Origin of the sequence: Flavobacterium sp. DG2-3 (assembly GCF_030730925.1) — a bacterium.
Lineage (GTDB): Bacteria > Bacteroidota > Bacteroidia > Flavobacteriales > Flavobacteriaceae > Flavobacterium.
Genome location: NZ_JAVAMB010000001.1, coordinates 26,653 through 40,366 on the forward strand (window position 1 = coordinate 26,653; position 13,714 = coordinate 40,366).

Consider the following 13,714-nt stretch of genomic DNA (forward strand, 5'->3'; position numbering starts at 1 on the left):
ATTGCACAAATTAAACGACTAGATTTTCAAAAAAAATTCGTGAATTCGTGGCGAAAAAAACACTTTAAAACAATCCAGAAACCGTTTTATTCTTAATCCCAATCTTCGTGTAATCAAAATCGAGTTTTTCTTTTAATAAAGAAGCATATACACTCCTAAAATCGGTTTCGTATTTTAAATCGCCGTTATCTAAGTCTGCTAAGTTTGGATTTTTGCCTAAAATAGTTCCTTTATTATTTCCGCCAATAATGAACATTGGCGCGGCAGTTCCATGATCGGTGCCGTTTCCGTTGTCTTTTACGCGGCGTCCGAATTCTGAAAAAACTACTATTGTAACATTTTGTAGAAGATTGGCGTGTTTTAAATCTTTGTAGAAACTAAATATTGAATCATTTAAATCTGTCAATTTTCTTTCGTGAATGGCCAACTGATTGTCGTGCGTATCAAATCCGTTTAAAGACGTATAATATACTTTTGAGTTTAAATTTCCTTTTATCAAACGCGCAATCCATTCTAGATTTTTAGAAAGTTCGGTTTTGGTATAACTATTTTCTGATTTTGACTTCAACAATGCCTTCTGAATTTCATCTGAACCTTCGGTAACCGAATTGGCGATTTTTCGAACAAAATCCAATTGTGGATTATCAGATAATTTTGAATCTTCCATACCACCTTTCACTTTAAAACGATTCGGATCTTTTACCGTAATCGAATTCGGTTCAATTCCTTTCAAAGCCAGATTATCAATCGAATCTAGATTTACGCCCGCCGTTGGCTGATGTCCGTTGCATTGCAAATCCAAATAACGCCCCAACCAGCCTTCGTTTACATACTTATTAGAATCTACAGCCGTCTGCCAAATTTCCTGACTTCTAAAATGCGAACGAACAGGTTCTGGATAACCCACATTTTGAATCACAGTTAAATCTCCGTTTTGCTGCATTTGGGCAAAATCTTTTAAAGACGGATGAAATGCCATTCCGCGGTTTTTACCAACTACCAAATCTTTATTTAAAGCAATTTTTGTTCGCAAATCATAATACAACGGATCGTCGTAAGGAATAAAAGTATTCAGTCCGTCGTTACCTCCGTTCAATTGTACAAAAACAACGCATTGCTCGCCCACAATTACATTTTGCTGTGTTCCAAAGGCGTGCAGAAAATCTGGAAGCACAAGCATTCCACCAGTAAAAGTTCCTGTTAACGTTAAAAAAGTTCTTCTGTTCATGATTTCAAACTTTTAAATTAATTGATATTCGGGCAGTTTGGTAATGTAATTGAATAACCGAATTACGGCTGCATCTGCATTGGGCTCTTTTGGGTCGAAGTCATATTTCAAAAGGTTTTCCATATCTTTTTGAATCGATTCGTTTGTTTTAAAAAGCAATCGATCTGATAATTCAGAAATAATGGTTTTGTTGCTTCCGCTATCTTCAAACTGCACTTTTACTTTCACTTTATTGATTTCTACAACAGGCTTTTCAGCTTCCGAATTCATTTTATTTAGAAATTTCCCTCTAATAGTTCGGCCTTTACAAAGTAGATCTGAAGTATTGTTTCGCTGTAAATAAATCTGCGAAGTCAGCCAGGAATTTCCTCCGTCCCAGCCCTTCACATTGGTTTGATTGTACAAATCCATTCCTTGTTGTTTCAAGAAATATTGCACCATTCCGTTGTCAAAATCTTCCATTTGCAATTCATTTGTCAATTGCAAAATATAAACCAGCGGATTTTTAATTTTACTTCCGGCGTTTTCTTTCGCATATTCTTCGGTAAAAATCTTGGTTAGCAAAGGCTCAATTTCAAACTTTGCTTTTCGGAGATAATCGCCATAATAAGTTACCAATTTTTCTGGCGGATTATCATAAACAAACCATTTTAAAATTTTTCGGGTAATGAGATACGGAATATTTTTCTGTTCGAAAATGATATCGACTAAATCATCAGCTTTCCAATTTCCAGTTTTTCCAAAATAGGTTTTATCGCTATTGTCTTCGATATTTTTTCTATAAACCGCGCCATCATCCCCAACATTTAAACCTGCCAAAGCTTTTGCGCCGTTTTTAATATCTTCTTCCGAATAATTTCCAATTCCGATCGTGAATAATTCCAATAATTCGCGGCTCAAATTCTCGTTGACTTTTCCTTTTTTATTATCGCCATTATCGAGATATCTCACCATCGCGTTTGATTTCAGAATCCGTTTGGTCAGTTCTTTAAAATTGCCAAAGGCATTTTCTCTTAAAATCATATTATGCTGATAAATCCAGTAATTGACTTTTACTTTCTGCGAAGTCGACACGAAGTGATTGTGCCAAAAGCAGACCATATTTTCCCGAAGCGGAAATTCATCAGTTCGCATTTTTTGAATCCACCATTTCTTGAGTTCAAGATTAGAGTAGACTTCTTTCTTTAAAGTTTTCTTTTTGAATTCTGAATCGGCATTTTTGATCGACTCGCGAAGTTCTTTTAATTCTGCCAAAGTTTTAGGATCGTCTTGCAAAAAAGCAGGAAGCTCTTTGTCGAATTTTGAGTCATAAGAATGCTTTAGAAATTTTTCTAATCCGAGTTTTTCTATCTTTTCGGCTTCTTTTCCGGAGAAACCCAAGCGTAAGGACCAAAGACTGCTCTTTTTCATAATTTGGAAATTATTACTATAAGACTCGATTCTCTTTAAAAGGTTTAATTTTTTAAGGGACTAAGTCTCTGAGGTTCTAAGGTGCTGAGATTTGAATGTGTTTGGTAATATTTTTAAACGGAGGATTTTTGGGGATATTGTCATTAGACAATCATAACCAATCATAGCCCAAGGTTTCAACCTTGGGTACGTAACGATTCTTCCTGCATGTACCCAAGGTTGAAACCTTGGGCTATGTTTAAAATTTGACGTAATTAGAAATAATAAAAAAGCAGTTCGTTACTATCTTTTAATAGAATCAAAAGCCTGTTGTGTCATTAGTTTTTTTCTAATCATCATTTTAAACCAGTTTTCCAATTTCCCTTTTTCCTTTTTATCTATTTTACTAATGTCAATTTGAGGGAAATTGGAATAATCAATATGATATTTCTCTAAAAAGGCCGAATAGTAATCCCAATAAGCTCTTTCATAATTAAACTTTTCCGCCATAATTTTCGAGTACACCATCACGCTATCTGTGCTTTCGCGAAAGCAACAATCTTTAAAACTATAAAAAAGTTCATAATACGCCTCTACATCGCCACGCTTTTTAACTCGATTAATTAATGTATCGTAATCAGTTACCATAGTGCTTATTGTTCTCACTTCTTCTGAATCAATTTCTTTTAAATTAACTTCTTTTGAGACTCCTTTCTGTACTTGCACTTTCTCTGCCTTTTGCTTACATGAAAAAAGGCATATTAAAAAAACTAAAGATAAAATTCTATTCATCATAAATTAAATTCATATTTAAGCAAAAAAGCAGTTATCAAATGACAACTGCTTTATAAATTTAAGAATAAATCTTGCTTCTTTATTCTATTTTCTTTCTTCTAAAAAAGATTAAGATCCACACATCTCACAATCCTCTGGATCTGCTGCTTGTGCTTTTAACAACATTGCTTTATAATCTTCAACAGAGATAGCTTCTGTTTCTGCAACTAAGCTTGGTGCTGTTTCTTCTTTTTTATCGTTGTTTAATGTGAATTTAATCGCATCTACAGCCGCTTTTGTTCTTAGGTAATACATTCCTGTTTTTAAACCAGATTGCCAAGCGTAGAAGTGCATTGACGTAAGTTTAGAATAGTTAGCATCTTGCATGAACAAGTTTAACGATTGAGACTGATCGATAAAGTAACCTCTTTGACGAGACATATCGATAATATCTTTCATTGACATTTCCCAAACTGTTTTGTAAAGGTCTTTTAGGTCTTGCGGAATAATATCAATGTTTTGAATAGATCCGTTATGACGCATAATTTCCTGTTTCAATGTCTCGTTCCATAAACCTAGTTTTACCAAGTCTTCTAGTAAATGTTTGTTTACTACGATAAACTCTCCAGACAATACACGACGTGTATAAATGTTTGAAGTATACGGTTCGAAAGCTTCGTTGTTTCCAAGAATCTGAGAAGTTGAAGCGGTTGGCATTGGCGCAACTAACAATGAGTTACGAACTCCATGTTCCATAACTTCTTTTCTTAAAGAAGCCCAGTCCCAACGTCCTGATAATTCCTCATCTTTCATTCCCCACATATTGTATTGGAATTCTCCTTGCGACATTGGCGAACCTGCAAATGTAGAATATGGACCTTCTTCTTTTGCCATTTCCATAGAAGCCGTTACAGCCGCAAAGTATAATGTTTCGAAAATCTCTTGGTTCAATTGTTTTGCTTCGTCACTTGTAAATGGCATACGCAACATGATGAAAGCATCTGCTAAACCTTGCACTCCTAATCCAACCGGACGGTGGCGCATGTTTGAGTTTTCTGCTTCTTTTACAGGGTAATAGTTTCTGTCGATTACTTTATTCAAGTTACGAGTTACACGTTTTGTAACATTGTAAAGTGCGTCGTGATCAAATTTTCCATTATCAATAAACATTGGCAATGAGATCGAAGCTAAGTTACAAACAGCGATTTCGTCTTTAGACGTAAACTCCATAATCTCTGTACACAAGTTAGAAGAACGAATAGTTCCTAAATTCTTATGGTTCGATTTACGGTTTGCTGCATCTTTGTACAACATATATGGCGTTCCAGTCTCGATCTGAGATTCTAGGATTTTCTCCCACAATTCACGAGCACGGATTGTTTTTCTTCCTTTATTTTGGAATTCGTAATCTGTATATAATTTTTCGAATTCGTCTCCGTAAACATCATATAATCCTGGACATTCGTTAGGACACATTAAAGTCCAAGTTGAATCTTCCTGAACACGTTTCATAAACAAATCTGAAGTCCACATTGCGAAGAATAAATCTCTTGCACGCATTTCTTCTTTTCCTGTATTTTTCTTTAAATCCAAGAAATCGAAAATATCAGCATGCCAAGTTTCGATGTAAATCGCAAAACTTCCTTTACGTTTTCCGCCTCCTTGATCTACGTAACGTGCTGTATCGTTAAAAACTCTCAACATTGGAACAATTCCATTTGAAGTTCCGTTTGTACCGCGAATGTAAGATCCAGTTGCACGAACGTTATGAATAGAAAGTCCGATTCCACCCGCTGACTGCGAAATTTTAGCTGTTTGTTTTAATGTATCGTAGATTCCATCAATACTATCATCTTGCATTGCCAAAAGGAAGCAAGAAGACATTTGAGGTTTTGGAGTTCCTGCATTGAACAACGTTGGCGTTGCATGCGTAAAGAACTTTTTAGACATTAAATCATAAGTTTCAATAACCGATTTTAAATCGTCTAAGTGAATACCAACAGATACACGCATTAACATGTGCTGCGGACGCTCAACGATTTTTCCGTTTATTTTAAGAAGATAAGAACGCTCTAAAGTTTTGAAACCAAAGTAATCGTAATTAAAATCTCTTGTATAGATAATATGAGAATCTAAAAAAGCAGCATTTTCCTGAATCACTTTGTATACGTCATCAGCAATTAATGGCGCATCTTGCCCGTTTCTTGGATTTACGTAGTGATACATATCTTTCATCGTTTCTGAGAAAGATTTTTTGGTATTTGAATGCAGGTTAGAAATTGCCACACGTGCTGCCAATTGAGCATAATCTGGATGCGCAATTGTCATAGAAGCCGCTGTTTCTGCCGCAAGATTATCCAATTCAGAAGTCGAAACCCCATCATACAATCCTTCGATAACTCTCATGGCTACCTTAACCGGATCTACGAGCTCATTTAAGCCGTAACACAATTTTTTGATTCTTTCTGTAATCTTATCAAACATTACGGGCTCTCTGTGGCCATCTCTTTTTACTACATACATAAGCTTACCTTTTATAGTTATTGAAAAAATGAAAGTACCTAGAGAACGAACTCCAGCACTTAAACATTGCGTGTTTTAAAATTAATTTTAGAGAATTACCAAATTCTCAATAGTTACTCGTTTCAAATTCGAAAATCGAATTTAAATGCGCCTAAAATTGCTATTGAATCTGCGATTTGGGAAAGAGATTCAACCTTAAAATATTCCTTGTAATCTTTTTTTAGCGCCTCTTGAGGATATAAGACGCTAAAAGTATTTTTGTTGTCTAAAAATCTGCATCAAATGAAATTTTTTGAGCGTCACTGTCATTGTTCATCACACCTGACTTTTGATACTCTGCAACACGTTTTTCAAAGAAATTAGTTTTTCCTTGAAGTGAAATCATGTCCATGAAATCGAATGGATTTGCCGATCCGTAAACACGCTCGCAACCTAGTTCAACCAAAAGTCTATCGGCAACAAACTCTAAATACTGTGTCATTAAACCAGCATTCATACCAATTAAACTTACCGGAAGAGATTCAGTCACAAATTGTCTTTCGATATCTAATGCATCAACAATAATTTCTTTAATTCTTTCTTTTGGCACTTTGTTTACCAAATGATGATTGTGCAAGTGAACTGCAAAATCACAGTGTACGCCTTCGTCACGAGAAATCAATTCATTAGAGAAAGTCAAACCTGGCATTAAACCACGTTTTTTCAACCAATAAATTGAACAGAAAGCTCCTGAGAAAAAGATTCCTTCAACTGCAGCAAAAGCAATAAGTCTTTCAGCAAACGAATCTGACTCGATCCATTTTAAAGCCCATTCTCCTTTTTTAGCAATTGCAGGAAAAACTTCCAAAGCATTAAACAACTCTGTTTTTTCTGCTTCGTCTTTTACATAAGTATCAATTAATAAAGAATACGTTTCGCTATGAATATTCTCCATCATGATTTGAAATCCGTAGAAAAACTTCGCTTCAGCATATTGAACTTCGTTTACAAAGTTCTCAGCCAGATTTTCATTTACGATTCCATCAGAAGCAGCAAAGAATGCTAGGATATGTTTGATGAAATATCTTTCATCATCATTCAATTTATTATTCCAGTCTGTCAAATCTTGGTGTAAGTCGATTTCTTCTGCAGTCCAAAAACTAGCTTCCATCTTTTTATACCACTCCCAAATATCATGATGTTTAATCGGAAAAATAACGAAGCGATTTTTATTTTCTTGTAATATTGGTTCGATTTGTGACATGACAGATTCTGTTAATTTTTGTATTGAAATTTTGTGCTTAAACAAGCAGTACAAAGATTGTTAATTAACGCCAAAAATAAAAGTCAAACTTATTCACAATCGGACGTAGTTTTTAACAACGACCCAAAATTGCGATATTTTTCAGACAATAATTAATTATTTGTAAATGAGACATTTAAAAGTACTAAATTCTTGGAAACAGCCGTAAAATATAGACTTTTAAATATAAAATGCAAGTTATTTTGAATAGTTTTTAAAAAAGTTTTTTAGCGTCAAAACTTTATTTTTTTGAGTTAAAATATGTAGTCAAAAAGACTATATAACGGATAGTTGTTTTTTATGAATTTTTGAGCTCTTCAGCAACCTTTTCCAATTCCATATACCAATCCTCGCCAAAGCGTCTTATTAATGCTTCTTTGACAAATTTGTAAACTGGAACTTCCAATTCTTTTCCTAAAGAACAGGCATCATCGCAAATATCCCATTTGTCGTAATTAACCGCTGCAAATTCTGTGAAGTCTTTTACACGAATTGGATACAAATGGCAAGAAACCGGTTTTTTCCAATCGACAATTCCTTGATTGTACGCTTGCTCTATTCCGCAAAGCGCTGTTTTGCCGTCAAAAATTACATAAGCGCAATCCTTATTATCAATAAGCGGCGTTTCAAGATCGCCGTCAGTTCCGGTTAACCAAGTCCCTTGCGCTTCGATAGCTTCTACTCCTTCTTTTCTTAAAAAAGGTTTTACTTTAGGATAAATTTCTTCTAAGATTTTCGTTTCAGCCTCGCTCAAAGGCGCGCCCGCATCTCCATCCACGCAACAAGCTCCTTTACAAGCCGACAAGTTGCACACAAATTCTTTTTCCAGAATATCTTCTGAAATAATAGTTTTACCTAACTGAAACATGATAGTATACTGTATTTTAATAAAGTGCAAAGATAGTCAAAGAAAGCAGAAATTCTCTCCTAAAAAAATTAACCGCAAAGTCGCAGAGATTTTACGCAAGGTTCGCAAAGTTTTTAAAGCTTTGTCTTAAAAAATACAAATCTATATATTTATGCTTGCGAACTTTGCGAAATAGCTTTGCGTGCTTTGCGGTAAAATCTCCTCTACTCTTTATTATTATGTAAAAGAAAAACACAATTGTTACAAATATCACTTTTTTAACATATAAAACATGTTTTTATAACAAAAATACAAGCTATCGAAAAATCACCTAACTTTATTATTTACTTTTGCAGCAAATTTTAATTCCTCAAAATCAAATTGATATGTTAGAAATCGATTTTAAAGAAATCATTACCGTTAGTATGGTGCTTTTTGCCGTGATTGATATTGTTGGTTCTATTCCGATTATTGTGAATTTAAGAGCAAAAGTCGGCCATATCGAATCTGAAAAAGCTTCTATCGTTGCTGGAGCTATTATGATTGTTTTTCTTTTTGTTGGAGAAGGACTTTTAAATCTTATTGGAATCGATGTACATTCGTTTGCTGTTGCCGGATCTTTTGTACTTTTCTTTCTTGCTCTGGAAATGATTTTAGGAATCAGAATTTATCGTGACGAAGAACCAGGTTCGGCTTCTATTGTACCTTTAGCGTTTCCTTTAATTGCTGGAGCAGGAACCATGACTACTTTATTATCTCTTCGATCTCAATTTCACACCATCAATATCATCATTGCGATTGTCCTTAATATTATACTGGTTTATATCGTTTTAAAATCTTCTAAAAAAATCGAAAATTTGTTAGGAGAAAACGGACTTGGCGTGGTTCGCAAGACATTTGGAGTGATACTTTTAGCAATTGCTGTTAAATTATTCGCTGCTAATGTTAAAGGTTTGTTTGTCTAAAATTTATTTTTATAAATTTACCCCGTAAAATTTCTAAAATACAACTTTAAGGCATACCCTCCATAAAGTTCTACTTTATTATTTTAGACAAAAACAAAAACAATCTATGAAAATTTTCACTTCAATCTTAGTGCTTTTGGCATTAGCTTTAATCGTTTTTAATATTACGCTATTAGACTTTAAAAACCCTTTTCAAGGAGATAGTATGGTAGCTTTTATTGGAATCGCCGCTTCATTTTGCGCTGTTTTGATTCTTTTGATTTTTAGAATTTCAAAAAGAATTGAAGAAAAAATGAATGACAACAGATAATATGTTTGATGTTTTAATTATTGGCGGAGGAGTATCAGGAATGTCTTGTGCTCTTGTCTTAGGTTCCGCAAAAAACAAAACTTTTGTTACTGACAAAAAAATCGGAATTTTTACGCATCAGAAAAATTCTTCTTTACAAGAGGCTATATTTTATAACGCTTACGGAATTACTCCAGGAAAATTAGGTTCTGAACTTTTAACTGAAAGCACAGAAGACTTAGCGGCAACTTATCCGCACATTACTCAGATTCCTAATGAAAAAGTGATAAAAATTGAGGGTAGTTACCCTGAATTTACCGTAGTGACCAACAAAAATTCATACAAAACAAGAAATATCGTAGTGGGAATTGGTTCTGCCAATACTTTCGACATCGAAGGTTTGATGCAATTTGTTGAACCTCACAAAAAAGCGCTTCCAGAAAAACAGCGCATTCAGCTTAAAAACGAAGACCATAAAGTTGCTGACGGCATTTATGTAATTGGGACTTTAGCAGGTTGGAGAAGCCAATTGGCAATTGCTGCCGGAAGTGGCGCTGCCGTTGCAACAGATATTCTTACTTTATGGAATAACGGAACACAAACTCACGCTCACGATAGTATTCGATAAAATCTCATAAAATTTATTAAACCATATAAGTCATATAAGTTCATATTATACTTTGCGTATAAATTAAATGAACTTATATGACTTATATGGTTTATCTTTTTTATTTAACCGAAACGATTTGGGTTACTTTGATGTGGTTTTCATCTTCAGATTTCCATTTTTCTCCTTTTACAGAAATTACATCGCCGATTTTTACTTGTTTGTAGTTTTGAGGTCCTCCAACGTTTACAATACTGATAGTTGCAAAATAGACTTCTTTACTGTCTGTTGTAATTTTTGCTGTATAACCGTCTTTTCCTCCTTCAATTGATTCTACTTTTCCTGTAACTGGATTATTTGCATCATTTTTCATAGAAGTACAAGAGATTACAAAAGCCATTAGAATTGCTAAAAGACTTATTCTTTTTAAATTTTTCATATCATTTAGTTTAGACCGCAAATTAAACACTGATTTATGTTTAGATTTCGGAATTACGCTTTAAGTTAATATTATTTTTCCTGCTTCAAACTTTATGCCAGCTGAACGCAACTTCCTGCAATAACTTTTAAATTTTTACCCGATTTTTTCCAAACTCTAATGTATTTGAAAACGCCATTTATTGCAGTAGTATCGTAAGTTCCTTTTAATGAAACCGTAACAGCGACTACAGCGGTATTCTCAATTATATTTACAATCTGGTCTGAGGCTTCTAGCGAATCGATTTTCATTTTTCCAGAACGGTACGCTTGCAAGTCAAATTCTTTGGTTATCGTTTGTCCGTCGGGCATGTTGAACAATAAATCATCATGAAGGATGGTATCCAAAGCCATAACATCCGATTTTTTAATTGCAGTTAGAAGTTCGATTTCTGCATCAACAACGGTTTCTATTTTCATGATATAAAGATTGAAGTTACTATTAGATCAAATCTCAAAGGTTTACTAAATCATTTAAAATCTGCTAAATCTGCAAGCTTAAAATACTTCTCGCAGATTTAGCAGATTTGACTGATTATTATTTATTGATTTTTTAAACCTTTTTATCTTATTTCTTCGGAGTCAGAATTGTTTTAATCATCGCGTCATCTTTCAGAATCACATCATAAAAATACAATTCTCCATACAGCTGACGCGCAAATTCGGCCGTGATATGACGATTTACGAGCGCTTTGGTTTTATCCAATTTTAAATCTAAACCTGTCATCAGAATGTAATTCTTGAATTTTTTGAAATATACATCTGAGTTTTTCATTTTAGCTAAAAATTCAGCGAAGCTATCACCTGCAAAAGCATTTCTATTTTTATCCAATTCTTCAAAAACAAAATGTCCGACAATTCCAGTTTGCAACAAGTAAGCTACATTTTCATTTCCGTGCTCTGCTTCCATCGGCACAAAAACATCAGGAACGATTCCGCCGCCGCCGTATACGATTTTACCTTTCGGAGTTTTAAATTTTAAAGAATCAGCTACTTTTATGCTGTCTTTTGCGTACAATTCTCCCGTCGCAATTCGAGACTCAGATTCTTTAAAATAGGCTTCGTTTCCTTTTTTATACGGTTTTTGAATTGATCTTCCTGTCGGAGTATAATAACGGGCTACGGTCAATCTTACTGCCGATCCGTCATTAAAATCCATTTCTCTTTGAACCAAACCTTTTCCGAAGGAACGTCTTCCAACAATAGTTCCTCGATCATTATCTTGAATCGCTCCCGCTAAAATTTCGCTGGCAGAAGCACTGTTTTCATTAATCAAAACATATACTTTTCCGCTTTCAAAACTTCCCGCTTTAGTGGCGTATGTTTTTTCAGTCGAACCGTTTTTACTTTTCGTGAAAACGATTAATTGCTTGTCTTTTAAAAATTCGTCAGCAATAGCAATCGCTTCTTCCATATAACCGCCACCATTATCCCGAAGGTCAATTACAAGCGACTCAACTCCTTTTTGTTTTAATCTTGCCAAACCCGTTTTAAACTCATTAAAAGTAGTTTCAGCAAAACGGTTGATTTTGATATAACCAATTTTATTTCCAATCATAATCGACGCATCGACACTTTTGATTGGGATAATATCTCTTTTGACTTTAAATTTAAGTTTCTTTTGTTCTGATTTTCTAAAAACCGTCAATTCGATTTCAGAACCTTGAAGGCCTTTTAATTTTGAGAACAAACTGTCTGAAGGCAATTTTCGTCCGTATAATTTGCTTTTTCCTGCGAATAAAATACGGTCGCCAGATTTTAATCCTGCTTTTGCTGAAGGTCCGTTTTCAATCGGTTTTATAATGGCAACCGAATCTTTATACATGTAGAAATTGATTCCGATTCCGACGAAATCACCTTTCATGCTCTCGGCAACCTCAGCTTGTTCGCTTGGCGGAATATAAACAGAATGCGGATCTAGTTTGGATAGAATATTATCGACCGTAAGGTTTACAATCGAATCGGTATTGACGCTATCTACATATTCTGTATTGATAAAATCAATGAGTTTATTGAGCTTGGTTTTGGAGTAATTTTTAGCCAAAAGCTGGTCACTAGCTGGAGCGTTCATTAAGCTTCCCACTATTGTTCCGAGAGCAAAAGTAGCTCCGATAACTATTGGCAGATATTTTGAATTAAATTTCATTACTCTTCTAAAACAGGAATATGTTCAACCTCTACGCCTGCTTTTATTAAAAATTGAATTCCGGAATCGTCTCGATATCCATCTTTATACACCACTCTTTTTATTCCAGACTGATGTATTAATTTGCTGCATTCTTTGCAAGGCGAAAGCGTAATATACAAAGTCGCTCCTTCGCAAGACTGTGTTGATCTTGCTACTTTCAGGATTGCATTTGCTTCGGCGTGTAAAACGTCCCAGCGTGTTAATCCTTCTTCGTCTTCGCAGCAATTGTCAAATCCGGACGGTGTTCCGTTGTAACCATCAGAAATGATCATTCTATCTTTTACGATAATCGCGCCAACTTGTTTACGTTTACAGTAAGAAAGCAGGCTCCACTCTTTTGCAATTCGCAGATAAGCTCTATCGTATTTATTCCGTTTTTTTACTTCCATTTAATTTTATCTGTTCCAAATTGGACTTTCAATAATCATCGGAATTACAACTCCAATAATGAAAGCCGACATTACAAGTGCCCAGTCGCGTTTTGAAAAACGGAAAACTGTCTGCACTATATATGAAATTACCAGAACAACAAAAACTACTACTAACTGTGCAGCTTCGATTCCTAAGGCAAACTCTCCCAAAGGTAACAATTTTGAGGTTGCAGAACCTCCTAAAATTGTTTTGAAATAATTAGAAAAACCTAGTCCGTGAATAATTCCAAAGAATAAAGTTATGAAAAATACCAGATTTACGCCATCATTTTTTGAGGTCTTTCCAGCCGTAAACAAATGATAAAGAGCGGTTACTAAAATTGTTATCGGAATCAGGAATTCTACAAGATCTACTTTTATGGTTATAATTCCATAAACAGAAAGAATTAAAGCCAAAGTATGACCAATTGTAAACAGAGAAACCAATAAGAAAATTCTTTTCCAGTCTTTAAATAAATACGGAACGGTTAAGGCGATTAAAAAAAGAACGTGATCGTAAGCATTGATATCTAAAACGTGTTTTAATCCTATTTGAAAATAAATCCAAAATTGTGACATAGGTATTTGTAATTAAATAATTAGGGGCTGTAAACTTACGATTAATTTTCAAAATTAAAGATTTAGGCCAGCAAATCCTTCAATAAAAATAAGTTAAATTTTATGAGAATTTTAAAATCAATAATTTAAAATTTGGGCTATATTTGTTTGATATAA

At 34.3% G+C, this 13,714-nt stretch carries 14 protein-coding genes; 3 read left to right on the forward strand and 11 right to left on the reverse strand.

Features of this window, described 5'->3' with window-relative positions; genetic code table 11:
- Window positions 1-64: 64 nt before the first annotated feature.
- The 6 genes from Q9Q97_RS00110 to Q9Q97_RS00135 form a co-directional block, all read right to left on the reverse strand.
- Window positions 65-1,228 (reverse strand): DUF1501 domain-containing protein, encoded by a 1,164-nt coding sequence (locus Q9Q97_RS00110; RefSeq protein WP_306153197.1) that lies wholly within the window; start codon window positions 1,226-1,228, stop codon window positions 65-67.
- A gap of 12 nt (window positions 1,229-1,240) precedes the next feature.
- Window positions 1,241-2,638, reverse strand: coding sequence for a DUF1800 domain-containing protein (locus Q9Q97_RS00115; RefSeq protein WP_306153199.1), 1,398 nt, complete (start codon window positions 2,636-2,638; stop codon window positions 1,241-1,243).
- Window positions 2,639-2,920: 282 nt separating this feature from the next.
- Entirely contained in the window at window positions 2,921-3,412 is a 492-nt protein-coding gene (locus Q9Q97_RS00120) for a hypothetical protein (RefSeq protein WP_306153201.1), read from the reverse strand.
- A 108-nt stretch (window positions 3,413-3,520) separates the two neighbouring features.
- Window positions 3,521-5,914, reverse strand: coding sequence for a ribonucleoside-diphosphate reductase subunit alpha (locus Q9Q97_RS00125; protein WP_306153203.1), 2,394 nt, complete (start codon window positions 5,912-5,914; stop codon window positions 3,521-3,523).
- A gap of 265 nt (window positions 5,915-6,179) precedes the next feature.
- Entirely contained in the window at window positions 6,180-7,157 is a 978-nt protein-coding gene (locus tag Q9Q97_RS00130; RefSeq protein ID WP_179001755.1) for a ribonucleotide-diphosphate reductase subunit beta, read from the reverse strand.
- Between the two features lie 337 nt (window positions 7,158-7,494).
- A complete protein-coding gene (locus Q9Q97_RS00135) occupies window positions 7,495-8,064 on the reverse strand; it encodes a DUF3109 family protein (protein ID WP_306153205.1) in 570 nt (189 codons plus the stop codon).
- 365 nt (window positions 8,065-8,429) lie between these two features.
- On the opposite strand from Q9Q97_RS00135, the gene Q9Q97_RS00140 reads away from it, so the two are divergent.
- The 3 genes from Q9Q97_RS00140 to Q9Q97_RS00150 all read left to right on the forward strand — a co-directional run bounded on the left by Q9Q97_RS00140 (window position 8,430) and on the right by Q9Q97_RS00150 (window position 9,925).
- Window positions 8,430-9,008: a MarC family protein gene (locus Q9Q97_RS00140; RefSeq protein WP_008465051.1), complete on the forward strand. Its 579-nt coding sequence runs from the start codon at window positions 8,430-8,432 to the stop codon at window positions 9,006-9,008.
- Window positions 9,009-9,114: 106 nt separating this feature from the next.
- Window positions 9,115-9,318 (forward strand): hypothetical protein, encoded by a 204-nt coding sequence (locus tag Q9Q97_RS00145; protein ID WP_008465053.1) that lies wholly within the window; start codon window positions 9,115-9,117, stop codon window positions 9,316-9,318.
- Between the two features lies 1 nt (window position 9,319).
- On the forward strand, window positions 9,320-9,925 hold the full coding sequence (locus Q9Q97_RS00150) for an FAD-dependent oxidoreductase (RefSeq protein WP_306154838.1): 606 nt from the start codon (window positions 9,320-9,322) through the stop codon (window positions 9,923-9,925).
- Window positions 9,926-10,025: 100 nt separating this feature from the next.
- On the opposite strand, the gene Q9Q97_RS00155 is transcribed toward Q9Q97_RS00150, so the two are convergent.
- The 5 genes from Q9Q97_RS00155 to Q9Q97_RS00175 all read right to left on the reverse strand — a co-directional run bounded on the left by Q9Q97_RS00155 (window position 10,026) and on the right by Q9Q97_RS00175 (window position 13,558).
- A complete protein-coding gene (locus Q9Q97_RS00155; RefSeq protein ID WP_306153224.1) occupies window positions 10,026-10,343 on the reverse strand; it encodes a hypothetical protein in 318 nt (105 codons plus the stop codon).
- A gap of 92 nt (window positions 10,344-10,435) precedes the next feature.
- Window positions 10,436-10,801, reverse strand: a complete 366-nt coding sequence (locus Q9Q97_RS00160) for a nuclear transport factor 2 family protein (RefSeq protein ID WP_306153226.1) — start codon at window positions 10,799-10,801, stop codon at window positions 10,436-10,438.
- Window positions 10,802-10,949: 148 nt separating this feature from the next.
- Complete coding sequence (locus Q9Q97_RS00165; RefSeq protein ID WP_306153228.1) at window positions 10,950-12,527, reverse strand: S41 family peptidase; 1,578 nt, start codon at window positions 12,525-12,527, stop codon at window positions 10,950-10,952.
- On the reverse strand, window positions 12,527-12,958 hold the full coding sequence (locus Q9Q97_RS00170; protein WP_306153230.1) for a dCMP deaminase family protein: 432 nt from the start codon (window positions 12,956-12,958) through the stop codon (window positions 12,527-12,529). Before Q9Q97_RS00170 ends, Q9Q97_RS00165 begins: the two co-directional genes overlap by 1 nt.
- 6 nt (window positions 12,959-12,964) lie before the next feature.
- On the reverse strand, window positions 12,965-13,558 hold the full coding sequence (locus tag Q9Q97_RS00175; RefSeq protein WP_306153232.1) for a HupE/UreJ family protein: 594 nt from the start codon (window positions 13,556-13,558) through the stop codon (window positions 12,965-12,967).
- Window positions 13,559-13,714 lie beyond the last annotated feature (156 nt).

Bases quoted from the DNA above. Each gene is read 5' to 3' on its own strand.
- Q9Q97_RS00125 (WP_306153203.1), bottom strand. From the start codon at position 5,914: ATGTATGTAGTAAAAAGAGATGGCCACAGAGAGCCCGTAATGTTTGAT.
- Q9Q97_RS00170 (WP_306153230.1), bottom strand. From the start codon at position 12,958: ATGGAAGTAAAAAAACGGAATAAATACGATAGAGCTTATCTGCGAATT.
- Q9Q97_RS00140 (WP_008465051.1), top strand. From the start codon at position 8,430: ATGTTAGAAATCGATTTTAAAGAAATCATTACCGTTAGTATGGTGCTT.
- Q9Q97_RS00150 (WP_306154838.1), top strand. From the start codon at position 9,320: ATGTTTGATGTTTTAATTATTGGCGGAGGAGTATCAGGAATGTCTTGT.
- Q9Q97_RS00155 (WP_306153224.1), bottom strand. From the start codon at position 10,343: ATGAAAAATTTAAAAAGAATAAGTCTTTTAGCAATTCTAATGGCTTTT.
- Q9Q97_RS00175 (WP_306153232.1), bottom strand. From the start codon at position 13,558: ATGTCACAATTTTGGATTTATTTTCAAATAGGATTAAAACACGTTTTA.
- Q9Q97_RS00160 (WP_306153226.1), bottom strand. From the start codon at position 10,801: ATGAAAATAGAAACCGTTGTTGATGCAGAAATCGAACTTCTAACTGCA.
- Q9Q97_RS00145 (WP_008465053.1), top strand. From the start codon at position 9,115: ATGAAAATTTTCACTTCAATCTTAGTGCTTTTGGCATTAGCTTTAATC.
- Q9Q97_RS00115 (WP_306153199.1), bottom strand. From the start codon at position 2,638: ATGAAAAAGAGCAGTCTTTGGTCCTTACGCTTGGGTTTCTCCGGAAAA.
- Q9Q97_RS00130 (WP_179001755.1), bottom strand. From the start codon at position 7,157: ATGTCACAAATCGAACCAATATTACAAGAAAATAAAAATCGCTTCGTT.
- Q9Q97_RS00120 (WP_306153201.1), bottom strand. From the start codon at position 3,412: ATGATGAATAGAATTTTATCTTTAGTTTTTTTAATATGCCTTTTTTCA.
- Q9Q97_RS00165 (WP_306153228.1), bottom strand. From the start codon at position 12,527: ATGAAATTTAATTCAAAATATCTGCCAATAGTTATCGGAGCTACTTTT.
- Q9Q97_RS00135 (WP_306153205.1), bottom strand. From the start codon at position 8,064: ATGTTTCAGTTAGGTAAAACTATTATTTCAGAAGATATTCTGGAAAAA.
- Q9Q97_RS00110 (WP_306153197.1), bottom strand. From the start codon at position 1,228: ATGAACAGAAGAACTTTTTTAACGTTAACAGGAACTTTTACTGGTGGA.